At 72.8% G+C, this 17,986-nt stretch carries 14 protein-coding genes; 11 read left to right on the forward strand and 3 right to left on the reverse strand.

Going from position 1 to position 17,986, the window contains the following annotated elements:
- Nucleotides 1-44: 44 nt before the first annotated feature.
- The gene (locus HDG69_RS02580; protein WP_216645242.1) at nucleotides 45-614 is read right to left on the reverse strand and encodes a DinB family protein; all 570 of its coding nucleotides are present in this window, start codon (nucleotides 612-614) and stop codon (nucleotides 45-47) included.
- Nucleotides 615-681: 67 nt separating this feature from the next.
- On the opposite strand from HDG69_RS02580, the gene HDG69_RS02585 reads away from it, so the two are divergent.
- From HDG69_RS02585 to HDG69_RS02595, 3 genes are all read left to right on the forward strand, one after another.
- A complete protein-coding gene (locus tag HDG69_RS02585; RefSeq protein WP_171782207.1) occupies nucleotides 682-1,710 on the forward strand; it encodes a hypothetical protein in 1,029 nt (342 codons plus the stop codon).
- 92 nt (nucleotides 1,711-1,802) lie between these two features.
- A complete protein-coding gene (locus tag HDG69_RS02590; protein ID WP_171782208.1) occupies nucleotides 1,803-2,330 on the forward strand; it encodes a hypothetical protein in 528 nt (175 codons plus the stop codon).
- Nucleotides 2,327-3,910 (forward strand): DUF7059 domain-containing protein, encoded by a 1,584-nt coding sequence (locus HDG69_RS02595; RefSeq protein WP_171782209.1) that lies wholly within the window; start codon nucleotides 2,327-2,329, stop codon nucleotides 3,908-3,910. Before HDG69_RS02590 ends, HDG69_RS02595 begins: the two co-directional genes overlap by 4 nt.
- A gap of 3 nt (nucleotides 3,911-3,913) precedes the next feature.
- On the opposite strand, the gene HDG69_RS02600 is transcribed toward HDG69_RS02595, so the two are convergent.
- Nucleotides 3,914-4,672 carry an alpha/beta hydrolase family protein gene (locus HDG69_RS02600; protein ID WP_171782210.1) on the reverse strand — a complete coding sequence of 253 codons (759 nt, stop codon included), beginning with the start codon at nucleotides 4,670-4,672 and terminating at the stop codon, nucleotides 3,914-3,916.
- Nucleotides 4,673-4,768: 96 nt separating this feature from the next.
- On the opposite strand from HDG69_RS02600, the gene HDG69_RS02605 reads away from it, so the two are divergent.
- Nucleotides 4,769-5,722: a LysR family transcriptional regulator gene (locus tag HDG69_RS02605; RefSeq protein WP_171782211.1), complete on the forward strand. Its 954-nt coding sequence runs from the start codon at nucleotides 4,769-4,771 to the stop codon at nucleotides 5,720-5,722.
- 87 nt (nucleotides 5,723-5,809) lie between these two features.
- On the forward strand, nucleotides 5,810-6,712 hold the full coding sequence (locus tag HDG69_RS02610; RefSeq protein ID WP_171782212.1) for a CAP domain-containing protein: 903 nt from the start codon (nucleotides 5,810-5,812) through the stop codon (nucleotides 6,710-6,712).
- 24 nt (nucleotides 6,713-6,736) lie between these two features.
- Here HDG69_RS02610 and HDG69_RS02615 read toward each other — a convergent pair whose 3' ends face one another.
- Nucleotides 6,737-8,149 carry a TrkH family potassium uptake protein gene (locus HDG69_RS02615; RefSeq protein WP_171783137.1) on the reverse strand — a complete coding sequence of 471 codons (1,413 nt, stop codon included), beginning with the start codon at nucleotides 8,147-8,149 and terminating at the stop codon, nucleotides 6,737-6,739.
- 134 nt (nucleotides 8,150-8,283) lie between these two features.
- Between HDG69_RS02615 and HDG69_RS19515 the strand changes: the two genes are divergently transcribed.
- The 6 genes from HDG69_RS19515 (at nucleotide 8,284) to HDG69_RS02645 (ending at nucleotide 17,843) form a co-directional block, all read left to right on the forward strand.
- The gene (locus HDG69_RS19515; protein WP_343036221.1) at nucleotides 8,284-9,324 is read left to right on the forward strand and encodes a phosphatase PAP2 family protein; all 1,041 of its coding nucleotides are present in this window, start codon (nucleotides 8,284-8,286) and stop codon (nucleotides 9,322-9,324) included.
- Nucleotides 9,325-9,506: 182 nt separating this feature from the next.
- Nucleotides 9,507-11,543: a beta-galactosidase gene (locus tag HDG69_RS02625; RefSeq protein WP_171782213.1), complete on the forward strand. Its 2,037-nt coding sequence runs from the start codon at nucleotides 9,507-9,509 to the stop codon at nucleotides 11,541-11,543.
- Between the two features lie 122 nt (nucleotides 11,544-11,665).
- Nucleotides 11,666-12,919: a sugar ABC transporter substrate-binding protein gene (locus HDG69_RS02630; RefSeq protein ID WP_171782214.1), complete on the forward strand. Its 1,254-nt coding sequence runs from the start codon at nucleotides 11,666-11,668 to the stop codon at nucleotides 12,917-12,919.
- 98 nt (nucleotides 12,920-13,017) lie between these two features.
- Nucleotides 13,018-14,619: an ABC transporter permease subunit gene (locus HDG69_RS02635; protein WP_171782215.1), complete on the forward strand. Its 1,602-nt coding sequence runs from the start codon at nucleotides 13,018-13,020 to the stop codon at nucleotides 14,617-14,619.
- On the forward strand, nucleotides 14,619-15,497 hold the full coding sequence (locus tag HDG69_RS02640) for a sugar ABC transporter permease (RefSeq protein ID WP_171783139.1): 879 nt from the start codon (nucleotides 14,619-14,621) through the stop codon (nucleotides 15,495-15,497). Before HDG69_RS02635 ends, HDG69_RS02640 begins: the two co-directional genes overlap by 1 nt.
- 72 nt (nucleotides 15,498-15,569) lie before the next feature.
- Entirely contained in the window at nucleotides 15,570-17,843 is a 2,274-nt protein-coding gene (locus HDG69_RS02645) for a glycosyl hydrolase 53 family protein (protein ID WP_171782216.1), read from the forward strand.
- The last annotated feature ends 143 nt before the right edge of the window (nucleotides 17,844-17,986 follow it).

Consider the following 17,986-nt stretch of genomic DNA (forward strand, 5'->3'; position numbering starts at 1 on the left):
CGTGGACCGCGCGACGGCCCCCGGACCTGCCGGAACGGTCCGGATCAGAGCCCGGTGCGCCCGTCGATGCACTCGCGCAGCAGGTCGGCGTGCCCCATGTGGCGGGCGTACTCCTCGACCATGTGGATGATCACGTCGCGCACCTCGACGGTGCCGCCGTCGAACGGCACCTCACGGCCGAGCTCCTCGCGGACCAGCTGCTCGTCGGCCGCCTCCACGGCGGCGTGCCAGGCCTCCCACGCCTCGCCGACGCACTCGTCGGTGGGATAGGCCTCGTCGAAGTCGACGTCGACCGCACGCGGGCGCTCGAACGGGCCGGGAGCGACCGTGCCCTGCAGCACACGGGTGAACCAGTGGTGCTCGGCGTTGGCGAGATGACGCACGAGGCCCAGCAGGGACAGGTTCGACGGCGGGACGCTGCGCCGTGAGAGCTGCTCGGCGTCCAGGCCCTCGCACTTCATGACGAGCGTCATGCGGTAGCGGCAGAGGTACTCCCAGAGGGTCTCCTTCTCGCCGACCGGGTCGACCCCGGTCGTCCGGGGGTCCTGCTCGGGTGCGACCCACATGCCCGTCATCGTTGCGCTCACCCGCACAATCTGGTGCTCGACGGGCATCCAGGTCAAGGCCGCGGAGGCAACGATCTGGACACCTTCGGCGTGTCATTGGGTAGCCTTCGCGATCATGAGGCGGAGAACAGCGGACGACGACGCGCTGCCGCCCGACGACGGCTGGCCCGTCCCCGCACCTCAGGGCGGCTTTCCCTTCGCGCCGGTCGGCGGTGGCGGAGCTGCCCCGGCGAGCCCCTGGGAGAGTCCACCGCCCTTCCCCGGCGGCCCCCCGACCGGCCCCGCCGGCCACGGTGACCACGGTGACCACGCCGAGCCGGCCGAACCGGCGGCGGGCGCCCTGCCCTGGGCGAGCGCCGTCCCGACCGACGTCCCGGCGCTCGACGACGTCTTCGGTGGGTCGGCCGACAGTGCGGCGAGCCCGGAGGGTGCGGACGCCCGGCCCACGGCCTCCGGCCGGGGCCGGCGCAAGGGAACGAAGAAGCGCAAGAGCTCGGGCAGGCGCAGCGCCGAACCGGCCTCGCCCCCGAGCCCGAGCCCGAGCTCGCGGACCTCACGGCGGCGGAAGGGCGACGACGAGGTCGCCGTCAGGGAGAGCGGCACCGTCCGTGTGCTGACCGACCGGGCACGGACGGCAGTCACCTCCGCGATGCGCGGGAGGCGAGCGACCGGGCTCTTCGCGCGTCGCGCCACCCTGTTCGTCGCCGGAGGGCTGGCCCTCGTCGCGGGGGTGGGCGCGGGCGCCGCGGCGGACCTGCTCGGTCGCGACGCCGAGGCGAGCACCGACGCCGCGACCGCCGCCGTCGTCGAGGTCACCCCCGAGGTGTGCGCCGCGGCGCAGGTCGCCTGGTCCCGCGCGGCGTCCGCCCAGGTGCGCATGGACGTCGAGTCGCCCCGGTCGTTGCGCACCGGCTTCGTCGGCGCCCGCGACGCGCTGAGCAAGGTGGACCCGCCCGGCGCCGTCATCACGGACTGGGCCACGGTGCTCACCTATGTCACCACCGCGGCGGACGCGACGCAGGACGTGGAGGACGACGAGGTGGAGGATGCCGTGGCCGGTGCCCTCGCCGAGCTCGACACCGACAAGATGACCGCCGCGTCCCAGCGCATCACCGAGTACCTCGGCGGCGACTGCGCGCCCTGACTCGTCCGTCTCGTCCGGTCTGCCGCGTGAGACGTCTCACGAGGCAGACGCTCGATTTCCCGACCTCGACGGATCTGGGTCACCATGGTGGGATGCTGTCCCTCCGTCTGCGCACCCGTCGTGCCGTCGCCGCCCTCGTGGTGACGCTCGCGGTCGGGACGACCCTTGGTGCCTGCAGCTCCTCCGAGGGGCCCTCCTCGGCCGCCCCCGAACCTGCTCCGGCGGTCTCGGTGGACTCCGGGCTCGCGATGAGCAACGAGGGCGACCCCGCGCCGTCGTCGACCCTCAGCGAGGAGTGCGCCGAGCTCCAGGAGGCGTGGGCCGCGACGAACCGGGCGCTGGCCGGGATCGACGAGGAGCACCCGCGACTGCTGGTCGCCGGTTTCCGGGAGGCGTACCGCTCCATCACGTCGGTCGAGGACACCGAGGACGTGCCGGGCTGGGACGGGATGACCACCTATCTCGACAAGGCCGTCGGCGCGTTCGAGGACATCGACACCGACGACGCGCAGGCGGTCGCCTCGGCGGTGACGCTGGCCCTCTCCGACGTCGACACGGCACGCGCCACGACCGCGCACGGGTCGGTGACCGAGTACCTCGACGCGGGCTGCCGCCGGTGACCTCACCCCCTCCGCCGGCCGCCACCGGTCCGGCCGTCGCCGCCCTGCGCGCCGCCCTGGAGACGACCGGGTTCACCGTCGACGGTGTCGAGGAGCTCCTGGGCGAGACGGCCTCCGGCGCGCTGCACCGCGAGCAGACCCTGCCCGCGCGCCGGGCGGCGGCCGGCAGCGACGACCCCCGGGCCACGCTCGCCGCACTGTTCCTGCTGGGGGTCGACGTCGCTCGTGCGGCGTTGGACAGGGCCCTCCCCGGCGTCGGGGCCGACGGCGCCGTCGGTCTCGGCCTCGTCGAGACGGCGGGACAGGGCAGCGACGACCCGGTGCGCGCCGTCGTCGACCTGCGGCCGTACGCCGCCACGGACGCGAACGGCCCGGTCTCCTGGTGGCTGACCAGCGACCTCGGTGAGACGGCCACCGGGCGTCGCCTGGCGGTCGACCACGTGCTCGGCGCCGGCGGGGCGTCGACCACGCTCGCGCAGGTGACCGTCCGTGACCAGGTCGGACGGGTGCTCGACCTCGGCACCGGCTGCGGCATCCAGGCGTTGCACGCGGCGAGGCACGCCGGGTCCGTCGTGGGGACGGACATCTCTCGACGCGCCCTCGCGTTCGCCCGGTTCAACACCGTGCTGAACGTGCCTGACGCCGACCTGACGCTGCGGCACGGCTCGATGCTGGAGCCGGTCGCGGACGAACGCTTCGACCTGGTGGTCTCCAACCCGCCGTTCGTCATCACGCCGCACGCGGGGGAGCCCGGCGCCGCCGTGACGGAGGCGCTCGGCGAGTTCGAGTACCGCGACGGCGGCCGGTCCGGCGACGATCTCGTGCGTGACCTCGTCACCGGCGTCGGATCCGTCCTCGCCCCGGGCGGGGTGGCGCAGATGCTCGTCAACTGGGAGCACCGGCGCGGCGAGCCGTGGACCGAGCGTGTCGGGGCGTGGCTGGACGCCTCCGGCCTGGACGGCTGGGTGATCGAGCGCGAGCTCCTCGACCCGGCCGAGTACGCCGAGACCTGGATCCGCGACGGCGGCACCACGCCCGAGCGGGAGCCCGCCGCCTGGGCGTCGGCGTACGGCGCCTGGCTGGACGACTTCGCCTCCCGCGACGTCGAGGCGGTCGGCTTCGGCATCGTCACCCTGCGCCGTCCGTCCGACGTCGGCACCACCGCCGGACGCGTGACGTTGCGGCGGCTGGAGGAGCACCACGGTTCCCTCCGGCAGCCGCTCGGCGGTCACCTCGCGGCCTCGTTGGCCGCGCACGACTGGCTGGAGGCGCACGACGACGACGCGCTGTCCTCCGCCCGGCTCCTCGTGTCGGCGGACGTCACCGAGGAGCGCTACCTGACGCCCGGGGCCGCCGACCCGAACGTGGTGATCGTGCGCCAGGGGGACGGACTGGGGCGAGGGATCCAGGCCTCGACGGCCCTGGCCGCGTTCGTCGGGGTGTGCGACGGCGAGCTCACCGTGGGCCAGACGGTCGGCGCGCTGGCGGCACTCCTGGACGTGCCGCCGTCGGACCTCGCGGGCGAGCTGCTGCCCGCGGTGCGCGGTCTGGTCCGCGACGGGTTCCTCGGCCCCGCCTGACCGTCACTGCCCCAGGTAGGGGTCCGCCCAGGCGCTGACGATCCGCGCGGCGCGCCGCGCCTGGCCAGGGCGGGTCAGCAGATGGTCTGAGCCTTCCAGCGACACGAAGCTGCGCGGGTGCCGTGCAGCGCGGAAGATCTCGCTGGCGTTGTCGATCCCCACGGTGTTGTCGGTGGGGGAGTGCATCACCAGCAGCGGCAGGCCCAGCTCGGGGATGCGGTGCGCGAGGTCGGCGGCCCGGACGTCCTCGACCATGCCGCGCTTGAGGTTCAGGCGCTTGCCGCCGACCTGCCACACCGCGTTGCCCTCCTCCAGCACCTGGTCGACCAGGCCGTCGTAGTGGTGCTCGGCGTGGCTGGGGTCGAAGGGTGCGCAGGCCGTGGCGACCGCGCGGGCGGTGGGGATCTCGGGGGCGGCGGCGATCGCGGCCGCCCCACCCCAGGAGTGCCCGGCCACGAGCTCGACCGGGGTGCCGCGCTCGGCCATGAGCGCGGCGGCCAGGACCGTGTCGGCCACCTTCACGGTGAAGGACCCGTCGCCCCAGTCGCCCTCGGAGTCGCCGAGCCCCAGGTTGTCGTACCGCAGCATGCCGATGCCCTCCGCGGCGAGCTGCTTGCACAGGCGGGAGGCGGCCGGGGAGTCCTTGCCGAGCGTGAAACCGTGGACGAACAACCCCCACCCCCGCACCTCGCCCTCGGGCTCGTCGATGATGCCGGCGAGCCGTGGTCCGGTGCTGGACGCGAACGTCACCCGTTCTGCCATCGTGGTCCCTCTCTCGGTACTGCTCGTCGTGGTCCCGTGGTCCGGTGTGACCGACGGGGCATCCCACCGATGCTCTGGGGGAGATATCTTCTCGGTATGGAGATCGACCTCCGGCACTTGCGGCTGGTGTCCGTCGTCGCCGACCAGGGCAGCGTCACGAAGGCGTCCGCCGCCCTCGGCATGGCCCAGCCCGCGTTGTCCGCACAGCTCAACCGTATCGACCAGGCTCTCGGCGGCCCGGTCTTCGTCCGTGACCGGCACGGCGCGCGCCCCACCCCGTTGGGCGAGCTCGTGCTGCGTCACGCGCGCGTGCTGCTGCCCGCGATGGAGGCCTTCCACGACGACGTGCGCCGGCACGTCCTGGACCGTCCCGACGTCGCGACGTCGTTGCGCGTCGGGACGGTGGCGACGGTCCTGGGGGGCATCTTCCTCAGCCGGCTGCGGGCGGACCTCGCCGGCGTGAACGTCACGTCGTTCACGTCGTGGTCCGCCGACGCGGTGGCGTTGCGGCTGGCCGACGGCACGCTCGACATCGCCCTCGTGGGCGCGTGCGGCGACGCCGTCCTGCCGACCGAGGGCGGGGTCGAGTGGACCCAGGTGCGGACCGACCCCGTCTTCGTGCTGGTGCCCGAGCGCCATCGGTTCGCCGATGCCGACGAGGTGCCGCTCGGGGAGCTCGCGAGGGAGAACTGGCTCTCCGCGCCGGGTGACGGCTGCTTCGAACGGTGCTTCGTCGCGGCGTGCGCTCACGCAGGGTTCACGCCGCGCGAGGTCAGCGAGACCGAACGGGCCTCCGCGGTCGAGCAGGTCCGGGAGGGGCACGCCATCGCGCTCGTCCAGCCGCTGCTGCTCGACCACCCCGGGGTGCGTGCCGTCCCGTTGCAGGCGGAGCCGCTGCGCTGGACGCAGTACGTGGGGTGGCGCGGCGATGCGGGCGAGCGCTTCGACGTCGACCTCGTCCGCGCGGCGGCCGTCTACTCCCACGCCGAGGCCGTGCGGCGGTCGCCCGCCTACGAGCGCTACGTGGTCGCGCAGGGGTCCGCGCGGTAGGCGCCCCGGGCTCCTTGCCGGGTCCGCGGTGCCGGGCGGGCGGATCGTCCCTTTCGTTCCGTCCGGGCGCACGCTACGGTTCCAGGGATGACCCGTCGACGAGGAACCGCGTCCCCGGTGCGCCAGCTCGCCGCGCTCCTGGCGACCTTCACCCTCGGTCTGGGCCTGGTGGTGGTGGCGGCCGAGGTGGCTCCGGGATCGTTGCGCATCGCGAGCTACCTGCCGGACGGGGCGGCACCGGGATCTCCGACGGCCACGAGCGAGGAGCCCGTCGAGCCAGGCGCTCGAGCCGCGGCAGGCGAGAGCGCCGCGCGGGGCGCGCCGGAACGGGCCGGCGGGAGGTCCGGTGATGTGGGGGGCGAGGACCCGCAGGACGCCGGTGCCGACGCCTCTGCCGAGCCTGACGACGCCGAGAGCCCGGACGCCTCTGCCGAGCCTGACGTCTCGGAGAGCGCGGAGAGCCCGGACGCCTCCGCCGAGCCCGACGTCTCGCAGAGCCCGGACGCCCCCGCCGAGCCCGACGTCTCGGAGAGCCCGGATGTCCCGGAGACCGTGGAGCGCCCTGACGGCCCGGCCCCGTCCGCCGCCGCGGCCGCGCCGTCGTCGTCCCCCGACGGGACGGACTCGGCGCTGGTGCTCGAGCTCGTCAACGCTGAGCGAGCGGCTGTCGGTTGCGGCGCGCTGCGGGCGGACGCGGGGCTGGACGACCTGGCGCTGAGGCACTCCGAGGACATGGCGGCCCGGGGCTACTTCGCCCACACGACGCCCGACGGGCTGACACCGTGGGACCGGGCGGCGGCGGCGGGGGTGCAGGGCGCGGCTGCCGAGAACATCGCGCGTGGTCAGCAAGATGCCGCAGAGGTGGTCAGGGCGTGGATGGACAGTCCTGGCCACCGGGCCAACATCGTGAACTGCGAGCTGACGCGCCACGGGCTCGGCGCGCACCGCGCCGACGGGGGGCCGTGGTGGACGCAGGTGTTCGGGCGCTGAAGGGTCGCGCGCCCTCGGTGGCCGTCAGCCGATGATCACCGCGGACTCCGGGCGGCGGTAGAGCTTCTGCCGCTGCCGCAGTGCCAGCCCGGTCCCGAGGGTGATCGGGCCGAGCCGGCCGAGGAACATGAGCACGGCGAGCAGCACCTGGTGCCAACCTGCGAGCTCCGCGGTGATGCCCGTCGAGAGCCCGGTGGTGGTGAAGGCGGAGATCACCTCGAACAGCACCCGGTCGAGCGGGAGGACCGTCGGCGACACGGTGAGGGTGATCGCGAGCGTGGAGACGACGACGGCGGCCACCCCGACGAGAGCGACGGTGAGCGCCTGGCGCTGGGTGGCGCGGGCGAGGCGCCGGTCGAACACGGTGACGTCGGGGTCTCCGCGCAGCTCTGACCAGATGATGAACGCCAGGACGGCGAACGTGCCGACCTTCACTCCTCCGGCGGTGCCGGCGCTGCCGCCACCGATGAACATCAGCATGTCGGTGAAGAACCAGGTGCCGTGGTTGAGCTCGGAGGTGTCGATCGAGTTGAAGCCGGCGGTGCGGGGCATCACCGACTGGGTGAACGCGGCGAGCACCTTGCCCGGGACGCTCAGCGGGCCGAAGGTCTGCGGGTTCGCCCACTCGACCACGAGGAAGAAGGCCGTGCCGACGGCCAGCAGCACCGCCGTCGCCCCCAGGGTCAGCCGCGTGTGGATGCTCCACCGCGAGGGGTCCCGCAGGGCGGATCGACGACCGTCGCCGCGTCGTGATCGCGACAGGCGCCACAGCTCGAGCAGCACGGGGAACCCGATGCCGCCGATGATGACGGCCAGGCAGATGGGCAGGCAGACCCACGGGTCGCTGACGAACCGCATGAGGGAGTCGCCGTAGATCGAGAACCCGGCGTTGTTGAAGGCGGACAGCGAGTGGAACAGGCCCGACCACGCCGCGTGGCCGAGGCTCTCGCCGTACCCGACCACGAGGCGGACGGTGAGGACGACGGCGAGGACCAGCTCGGCGACCACGGTGAACCGCAGGGCTCCCAGCATCACTCGTCTCACGTCGCCGAGGCCGACGGTGTGGGTGGCCTGCGCAGCCACCATGCGGGTGCTCAGGCCCAGGCGGCGGGACAGCAGGAGACCCAGCAGCGAGGCCACGGTCATCACGCCGAACCCGCCGATCTGGATCAGGACCAGGATCACGGCCTGCCCGAACGGCGACCAGAACGTCTCGGTGTCCACGACGACGAGCCCGGTGACGCACGCCGCCGACGTCGCGGTGAAGAACGCCTCGACGAGGCTCGCCCGTTCCCCGGTCGTGGAGACGGGGAGCAGGAGCAGGCCGGTGCCCACCGCGATCGCGGCGAGGAAGCCGAGGGTCACGACCTGGGCCGGACGACGGCGCAGGCTGGCGGGGGAGGGGCCCGGATCGTGCGGCGAGCGCCGCGAGGGCATGTGCACGAGGAGCCAGTGTGGCACCACGGGACGGGTCGCGCACCGGGGTCGCCGTCGCCGGCGCAGATCCGCAGGGCTCGCGCCCTGACCGCACGGCGTGTCCACGAGCACACCGAACGGATACGGTGACCTGCGTGAACGGCGACACTCGGAAGTTCTCGGCGGCGGTCCCCCCAGCGGGTCCGCCGTCGATCCCGCCCGGCCGCGCCCCGGCAGCCGGGGTGCCGACTCCTGAGCGCGGGGTCACGCCGGTCGCGGCCGTGACGGCCCCACCACGGCCGCGGGTGCGCCCGGGGGCGCAGGCGGTCGCGGCCGTCGTGGCGGTGGTCGCCGTCGTCGCCTTCTGGGCGACCTACCGGTACTTCGTCACCACCGTGTCCGGGCAGACGCTCGACGAGCTGGCCTTCTTCGGCGCGAACTACGGGCAGGGCCGGCTCTGGCAGGTCGCGGAGCCGGTGCTCGACGTGGTCTCCGTCGCGTTCGTGGTGGGTGGCATCGGTGCGGCGATGGCGGTGGCCCTGGCCAGACGCCGGTGGGTCCTGGCGTTGCAGGTGGCCGTCCTCGTGGGTGGTGCGAACCTGACGACCCAGCTGCTCAAGCACCAGGTGCTCTCGCGCCCGGACCTCCTGCCGGGCTGGAACGGGGGGAACACCCTTCCCAGCGGGCACACGACCGTCGCGGCGAGCGTCTCGGTGGCGTTGCTGCTGGCCACACCACGGGCGTGGCGTCCGACCGTGGCCCTCCTCGGTGCCGTGTACACCGGAGCGACCGGGGTGTCGACCCTCATCGGTCAGTGGCACCGGCCGTCCGACGTGGTCGCAGCGCTCTTCGTGGTCCTGGCCTGGGGCGCCCTGGTGTGCGCGATGACTCCCGCGAGCTCGCTCGACGTCGCCCCCCGTGGGCGGCGTCTGCCGTCCGGCCTGCCACGGCCGAACGCCTTCCACTCCCCGGGGTCCTCGGTCGTGGCGTGCCTGCTGCTGCTCGGTGGGGCCGTCGCGGGAGGCCTCGCGATGGTCGCGGCCCTGCGGATCCTGGAGGCGGACACCGTACCGATGGCGGACGACGTGACGGCCTACGCGGCCGGGGTGCTCGGGGTGCTGGCTGCCACCGCGGTGACGTTCGGGCTGCTGCTGCTGGTGCGCCAGGCGACGGCTCGTCCGCGCCAGGCGCCCTGAGCCACCCGGCACCCACAGCGGTCATGGGGGAGCGCCGGGGCGGGTTGGCGAGCGGGCCGTGCGCGGTCACAGTTCGGTGACGAACAACGTCCGACTGCTTGATGCCAGAGCATCCATGCCTATGCTGTGACCGTTCACAGCACCGAGCGCCATCGGCGGCGCGCAGGAGGATCCACCGCGACATGGCAGTCACCGGCACCTGGCCCACGGGCCGCACCCTCGGCTTCGGCGGTGACTACAACCCCGAGCAGTGGCCCCGCGAGGCGTGGGACGAGGACGTCCGGCTCATGCGCGAGGCGGGCGTCAACTACGTCAGCGTCGGCATCTTCTCCTGGGTGCTGCTCGAACCGCGCCAGGGGGAGTACGACTTCACGTGGATGGACGACCTGCTCGACCTGCTCCACTCCCACGGCATCATGGTCGACCTCGCCACGCCCACCGCGGCCCCGCCCGCCTGGTTCTACGCCGCCCACCCCGAGGCGCGGGTGGTCACCCGCGACGGGGTCGCCCTCGGCCCCGGTTCGCGTGGTGCTGCGTCGCCGTCGCACCCGGCCTACCAGGCCGCCGCGCGCAGCATCGCGAGCCGGATCGCCGAGCGCTACGCGGACCATCCCGCCGTCGTCATGTGGCACGTCCACAACGAGTACGGCGCACCCGTGGGCGAGGACTTCTCCGAGGCTGCCGTCGCCGCGTGGCGAGCCTGGCTGCAGCAGCGATACGGCACCCTCGACGCCCTCAACGAGGCCTGGGGCACCCGCTTCTGGGGCCAGGTCTACGGCGACTGGGAGCACGTCACCGCACCCGGGCCGACCGCGTCGACCGTCAACCAGGCCCAGAGGCTCGACTACGCACGGTTCACCGACCACCAGCTCCGGGCGCTCTTCGTCGCCGAGCGCGACGCCATCCGTGAGCACTCGGACAAGCCGGTGACCACGAACTTCATGGCCAACGAGTGCCCCACCACCGACCTGTGGGCGTGGGCGCGAGAGATCGACATCGTCTCCAACGACCACTACCTCACCGCGGCCGACCCGCGCGGGCACGTCGGCCTCTCGCTCGCCGCGGACCTCACGCGGTCCGTGGCCCGCGGCAAGCCCTGGATCCTCATGGAGCACTCCAGCTCCGCGGTGAACTGGCAGCCGCGCAACATCGCCAAGCGGCCGGGCGAGATGGCGCGCAACTCCCTCGCGCACGTGGCCCGGGGCGCCGACGTCGTCGGATTCTTCCAGTGGCGCGCCTCCCGGTACGGGGCCGAGAAGTTCCACTCGGCGATGCTGCCGCACGCCGGGACCACGTCGCGGGTCTGGCGCGAGGTGGTCGGGCTCGGGCGCGACGTCGCCGCGCTCGCCGAGCTGCAGGGGTCCACGGTGCAGGCCGACGTGGCCCTGCTGTGGGACACGGAGTCGTTCTGGGCGCAGGACCAGGAGTGGCGCCCGTCCGTCGACCTGCAGCACAAGGAGCGGATGCGCGCCTACTACGAGCGCCTGTGGCGTGACGGGGTGACCGTCGACTTCGCGCACCCGACCCAGGACCTCTCGGGGTACCGGCTCGTCGTCGCTCCGGCGTCGTACCTGCTGACCGCCGAGGCCGCCGCCCACCTCACGCGCTACGTGGCCGACGGCGGCACGCTCGTCGTGTCCTGCTTCTCGGCGGTGGTGGACGCGCACGACGCCGTCCACCCCGGCGGGTACGCCGCGCCGCTGCGCGAGGTGCTCGGTCTGCGGGTCGAGGAGTTCCTGCCGCTGCGGGACGGCGAGGTGACGACGGTCCGGTGGACCCGGGACGGGGCCACCACGCTGTGCGCCGACGTGTGGGCCGAGGACCTGGTGCTCGACACGGCCGAGGTCGTCGCGCACCACGTCGACGGCCCGGCCGCGGGGTCGCCCGCCATCACGCACCACGCTCACGGCGCCGGCCACGCCTGGTACGTCTCCACCCGGCTCGGCGTCGACGGTCTCGCGCCCGTGATGCGCGCGGCATACGCCGACGCCGGTGTCCTCGCGGCCGACCTGCCCGAGGACGTCGAGGTCGTGGTGCGGCGTGGTGACGCGGCCGACTACGTCGTGGCGATCAACCACTCGGAGGCCGCGGCCACGATGCCGGACGTCGCGGGCACGGAGCTGCTCTCCGACACGGCCGTCGGCCCCGACCTCAAGGTTCCCGCCGGCGGCGTCGCCGTCGTCCGGGTCTCCCGCGAGGGTGGAGGTACCTCCCGCTGACCCTCACGGCGTCGGGCCCGTGCCCGTCTCCGCCCCCCACGAAGTCTGAGCGCCGCTCAGCTCGCAACGTCGCGATCACCGTCCTGTCGAAGGCATCGCGGCCCCGTCCGGAAGGAAGAGTCATGCGCAAGACCACGTTGTCGGTCGCCGCCGTCGCGGCCGTCGCCCTGCTCGCCGCGTGCAGCGGCGGAGACCCCGAGCCCGCCGAGAACGCCGCCACCGAGGAGGCCGCGGCCGCACCCGAGGCCGCCGGTGAGCTCGTCATCTGGGTCGACGAGAACCGTCAGCCGGCCGTCGCCGCCGCCGCGGAGGACTTCACCGCCGAGACCGGCGTCGAGGTCGAGCTCGTCGTGAAGAACTTCGAGGACATCCGCGCGGACTTCCTCGCCCAGGTCCCCACCGGCGAGGGGCCCGACCTCACGGTCGGCGCCCACGACTGGCTGGGTTCCTTCATCGTCAACGGCGTCGTGGACACGGTGGACCTCGGCGGCCAGGAGTCGGCCTTCGAGGACGTCGCGATCGAGGCGCTGACCTACGACGGCCAGCTCTACGGCCTGCCGTACGCACTGGAGTCGGTGGGGCTCGTGCGCAACACCGAGCTCGCACCGGACCCCGTGCCGGCGACCTTCGACGAGATGATCGCCGAGGGCGAGGCGAGCGGGGCCAAGCTGCCCTTCGTCATCAACACCGCCGGTGCTGACGGCGACGCCTACACGTACTACGCGTTCCAGACGTCCTTCGGTGCGCCGGTGTTCGTCCAGAACGAGGACGGCTCGTACACCAACGAGGTGGGCATGGGCGGCGACGGCGGCTACGCGTACGCCGAGTGGCTCGCGGAGCACGGCCAGGCCGGTGACGGCTTGCTGAGCACCGACTGGACCTACGACATCGCCAACCAGGAGTTCGCCGACGGCAACGCGCCGTACACCGTGGCGGGACCCTGGGCGGTCCCGACGTACACCGAGGCCGGCATCGAGGTGGCCGTGGACCCGATCCCGGCCGCGGGCGGCGAGACCGCCGCGCCGTTCGTCGGCGTGCAGGGCTTCTACCTGTCGGCACGCAGCGACAACGCGCTGGTCGCCACGAGCTTCCTGACGAACTACATCTCCACCCCGGAGGCGATGCAGGCGCTGTACGACGCCGACCCGCGCATCCCCGCGCTCAGCGAGGTGGCGGAAGCCGTCGCCGAGGACCCGGTCGTGGCAGGCTTCCTCGCCGCCGCCCAGAACGGCGCCCCGATGCCCTCGATCCCCGAGATGGGTGACGTGTGGGACCACTGGAACGCCGCCGAGGCGTCCATCATCTCCGGCGACGCCGAGCCGGAGGCCGCGTGGGACAAGATGCTCGCCGACCTCGACGCGACGCTGAACGGCTGACCCACCCCTCACGCCGAGCAGGAGGTTGAGCCCGCTTTCGCGGGACATTGCGGGCTCAGTCTCCTGCTCGGCACCGACCGTCGTTGACCGGAGGATCGATGTCGACCGACACCACCGCGGCTCCCCGGGAGTCGCACGCCCGTGCCTGGGAAGGCTTCGGCTGGGGTTTCGCCGCGAAGCTCGTGCTCATGGCGGCCGTCAACGCCGTCGGCCTCTACGTCGCCTGGTCCGCGTGGGACGTGGAGCAGTGGGGCGTGCTGGTGGTCTCGCTCGCCCTCGTCGCCGTCGCCGACGTCGTGTACTTCTCCCGCCGCCGGCTGGCCGGCAAGTACATCTTCCCCGGTCTGGTCTTCCTGCTCGTCTTCCAGGTCTTCACCATGGCGTACACGGTGTACGTCGCGACGACGAACTACGGCACCGGGCACAACAGCACCCAGGACCAGGCCGTCGACGCGCTGCTCATCCAGAACGAGCGGCCGGTCGAGGGCGGGGCGACCTACCCGTTGACGATCCTCATCTCCGACGACGGGCCCGGGTTCGCGGTCGTGGGCGAGTCCGGCGAGGTGCTCGCCGGCACCGCCGAGGAACCGCTCGCCCCGGTGCCCGGCGCCGCGGTCGACGGCGAGCGCGTCACCGCGGTCCCGGGCTACGACGTCGTCGACCTGCCCACGCTGCTCGCCGACACCGACCTGCAGCAGGACGTGCTCGAGCTGCGGGTGCCCGTCTCCGAGGACGCCGACGACGGTTCGTTCCGTACGCGCGAGGGCAGCCGGGCGACGGTCTACGCCTCGTCCCTGGCGTGGGACGAGGACGTGCAGACCATGACGGACACCACCACGGGGACCGTCTACCGCGCCGACCAGGACACCGGCAACTTCCGCGCGGACGACGGGTCGACGCTGCCCGTGGGCTGGCGGGTCGGCGTCGGGCTCGACAACTTCACCAAGGCGTTCACGGACACGAACTACTCGGGACCGTTCTGGAAGATCACGGCCTGGACGTTCTCGTTCGCGTTCCTCACGGTCGCCTCGAGCTTCCTGCTCGGGCTGGCGATCGCCCTGCTCTTCAACGACACCCGCATCCGCGGCCGGGCGGTGATGCGGACCCTGTTCATCCTGCCGTACGCCTTCCCGGCGTTCCTGTCCGCCCTGCTGTGGCGCGGGATGCTCAACTCGAACCCTGACTACGGGATCATCAACAGCCTGTTCTTCTTCGGGCAGCGGATCGAGTGGCTCACCGACCCGACGCTCGCGAAGCTCGCGATCCTGGGCGTGAACCTGTGGCTGACGTTCCCGTACTTCTTCCTCGTCTGCACCGGCGCGCTCCAGTCGTTGCCGACGGACATCGAGGAGGCGGCGCGGATCGACGGGGCGGGTCGCTGGCGGCAGTTCCGCGCGATCACCCTGCCCCTGCTGCTCATCTCGACGACGCCGCTGCTCATCGCGAGCTTCGCGTTCAACTTCAACAACTTCGTGATCATCTACATGCTCACCGGCGGGGGGCCACGGTTCACCGACACGTCGGCACCGCTGGGACACACGGACATCCTCATCACGATGATCTACCAGATCTCCGGCGTCCAGGGCGGCAGCGCCGACTACGGGCTGGCGAGCGCGCTGTCGATCATCGTCTTCATCGTGGTGGGCGCCGTCTCGGCCGTCGCGTTCCGCCGTACCCGCAAGCACGAGGAGGTCCTGTGATGTCCGGATCCGACGCCACTCGCACCTCTGCCCGCCGTCGGCGCTGGTGGGCGGAGGTCGGCTGGAAGTACCCGCTGGCCGCGCTGGTGATCTTCTACGCCGCGTTCCCGCTGGCCTACGTGCTCTCGGCCTCGTTGGCGCCGTCGGGCACGCTCACCGGGAGCACGAGCCTGTTCCGCGAGATCTCGGGGCAGAACTTCACCGCGCTCGGCGACACCCGGTTCTGGCAGTGGGCCGCGAACAGCATGGTGATCGGGGTCAGCGTCGTGGTCGGGGCGGTCCTCATGGGTGCCGCCGCGGCGTACGCGTTCAGCCGGTTCCGGTTCACCGGGCGGCGGCTGTCGCTGACCTCCTTGCTGATCGTGCAGATGTTCCCGCAGATGCTCGCGTTCATCGCGATCTTCCTGCTGCTGATCACTCTGGGCAGCGTGGTGCCGGCCCTCGGGCTGAACTCGAAGATCGCCCTGGTGTGCGTCTATCTCGGCGGCGCGCTGGGGAGCAACACGTTCCTGATGTACGGGTTCTTCAACACGATCCCGCGCGAGCTGGACGAGGCGGCGAAGATCGACGGCGCGACGCACGCCCAGACGTACTGGACGATCATCCTGCGCCTGGTCACCCCGATCCTCGCGGTCGTCGCGCTGCTGACCTTCGTGGCGACGTTCGGGGACTTCATCCTGGCCCGGGTCATCCTGACGTCCGAGCAGAACTGGACGCTCGCCGTGGGCATGTACGCGTGGGTCTCGGACCAGCTCAACGCGAACTGGGGGCTGTTCGCCGCGGGCGCCGTGATCGCCAGCCTGCCGATCCTCGCGCTGTTCCTGTTCCTGCAGAAGTACATCGTGGGGGGCCTGACGGCGGGTTCCGTCAAGGGCTGAGGGTCCGCGACCGGGCCGCCCGCCGGCTCCCACCATCGTCAGATCACCGTCGATCGAGAGAAGGAAGCCGACATGCATCTCCTGCACCGCAGACTGGGAGCGGTCACAGCCGTGGCGCTCGCCGGCACGTTGCTCGCCGCGCCCGGCACGGCCGCTGCGCCCGCCACCGCGGCCGCGGCCGCCACGGGCGCCACCGCGGCCGTCGAGCCCGACAGCCCTGTCGAGGCGGGCATCACCGTGCCGAAGGTCGAAGGCCTCGCCGAGGACTTCGTGCACGGGGTGGACGTCTCCTCCGTGCTCTCCCTGGAGGAGAGCGGCGTGACGTTCTACGACGCCGACGGCGCCGAGGCGGACCTGTTCGCCGTCCTCGCCGAGCACGGGGTCACCGACGTGCGTGTCCGGGTGTGGAACGACCCGTGGGACGCCGACGGCAACGGCTACGGCGGTGGCAACACCGACGTGCCGCGCGCCGTGGAGATCGGCCAGCGGGCCACCGCGCACGGCATGCGGGTCCTCGTGGACTTCCACTACTCCGACTTCTGGGCCGACCCCGGCAAGCAGCAGGCCCCCAAGGCCTGGGAGCACCTGGACGTCGACGGCAAGGTCGCCGCGACCCGTGAGTTCACCGCCGACGCGCTCGAGGAGTTCGTCGCCGCCGGCGTCGACGTCCGCATGGTGCAGGTCGGCAACGAGACCACCAACGCCGTCGCCGGGGTGTCCGCCTGGCCGGACCGGGCGCAGATCTTCGCGGCGGGCAGCGCCGCAGTCCGCGACGTCCTGCCCGACGCGCTCGTCGCGGTGCACTTCACCAACCCCGAGCGCGCGGGGAACTACGCCACCTTCGCCCGGCAGCTCGACGAGAACGGCGTCGACTACGACGTGTTCGCGTCCTCCTACTACCCGTTCTGGCACGGCAGCCTCGACAACCTCACCAGCGTGCTGAGCCACGTCGCGGACACCTACGGCAAGCAGGTCGCCGTCGTGGAGACCTCCTGGGCGTACACGCTCGAGGACGGCGACGGGCACGAGAACACCGTGCACACCTCCTACCCGCAGTACCCGATCTCCGTGCAGGGGCAGGCGCTCGCGGTGCGTGACGTCATCGCGGCCGTGCACGACGTCGGTGAGGCCGGCATCGGCGTCTACTACTGGGAGCCCGCGTGGCTGCCCGTCGGGCCGCCGGAGGACCTGGAGGACAACCGGCTGCTCTGGGAGGAGCACGGCTCCGGCTGGGCGACCTCCTACGCCTCCGGCTACGACCCGCACGACGCCGGGCAGTACTACGGCGGGACGTCCTGGGACAACCAGGCGCTGTTCGACGTCGACGGGGAGCCGCTGGAGTCGCTCCGGGTGTTCGAGTACGTCCGCACCGGGGCCGTCGCCGAGCGTGAGGTGCTCTCGGTGACGCCCGTCGAGGTCACGCTGACCGAAGGCGAGCCCGTCGAGCTGCCCGCCACCGTCGAGGTGACCTGGACCGACGGCACCGCCGGCCCGCAGCCGGTCACCTGGGACGCGGCCGACCTGGCCGCCGTCGCCGGGCCTGGCACGTACCGGGTGGCAGGTGTGACCGACGGCGGGGTCGAGGTGACCGCGACCGTCGTCGTGCGCACGGTCAACCACCTCGTCGACGGCTCGTTCGAGGACGGCGGCACGGCGTGGGCCGTCACCGGGACCGGCGCTGCGGTCCAGGGCACCGCCGACGCCGCCGACGGCGACCACGCCGTGCACTTCTGGGCGGCGGACGACTACTCCTTCTCGGTGAGCCAGACGGTGACGGGTCTGGCCCCGGGGGCGTACCGCGTCTCGGCCACGACCCAGGGCGGCGACAGCCCGGCCGAGGACGCCCGGGTGCTGCGACTCGAGACGGCCGGCGGTGCCACGGAGGCCCCGCTCCAGCTCGCCGGCTGGCAGCAGTGGCGCACGGCCACGACCGACGCGGTGAGCGTGGGAGCCGACGGCGCGGCCACGGTGACGGCGTCGTTCGCGCTGACGGGCGGTGCCTGGGGGACGTTCGACGACGTCGTGCTCGAGCGCGTGGGGGACACGCAGCCCGGTGCGCCCACCTGGGAGGAAGGCGCCGTCTACACCTCCGGGGACCGGGTCACGGTGGACGGGCGGACGTTCGAGGCGCTGTGGTGGACCCGGGGTCAGGAGCCGGGCGCCTCGGCGTGGGGGGCGTGGCAGGAGATCGCCGAGGCGCCGGACGGCACCGCGATGTGGACCCCGTCACGCGTCTTCGTCGCCGGGGACGTCGTCGAGCACGGCGGCGCCCGGTACGAGGCGCGGTGGTGGACCCGCGCCCAGGAGCCCGGTGACCCGCACGGACCCTGGGAGCGCCTCGGCTGACTCGAGAACCCGTGGGAGGGTGTGGACCACGCGGAGCCGGCGGCGGCACTCCTCGGTAGAGTGCCGCCGTCGTCGTCCGTGTCGTACCGTGACAGGACGCCGCACCCAGGGTGCGCCTCAGCGCCGCCGCCCCACCACATGTC

Source organism: Isoptericola halotolerans (genome assembly GCF_013149785.1).
In the GTDB taxonomy this organism is placed as follows: Bacteria; Actinomycetota; Actinomycetes; order Actinomycetales; family Cellulomonadaceae; genus Isoptericola; species Isoptericola halotolerans.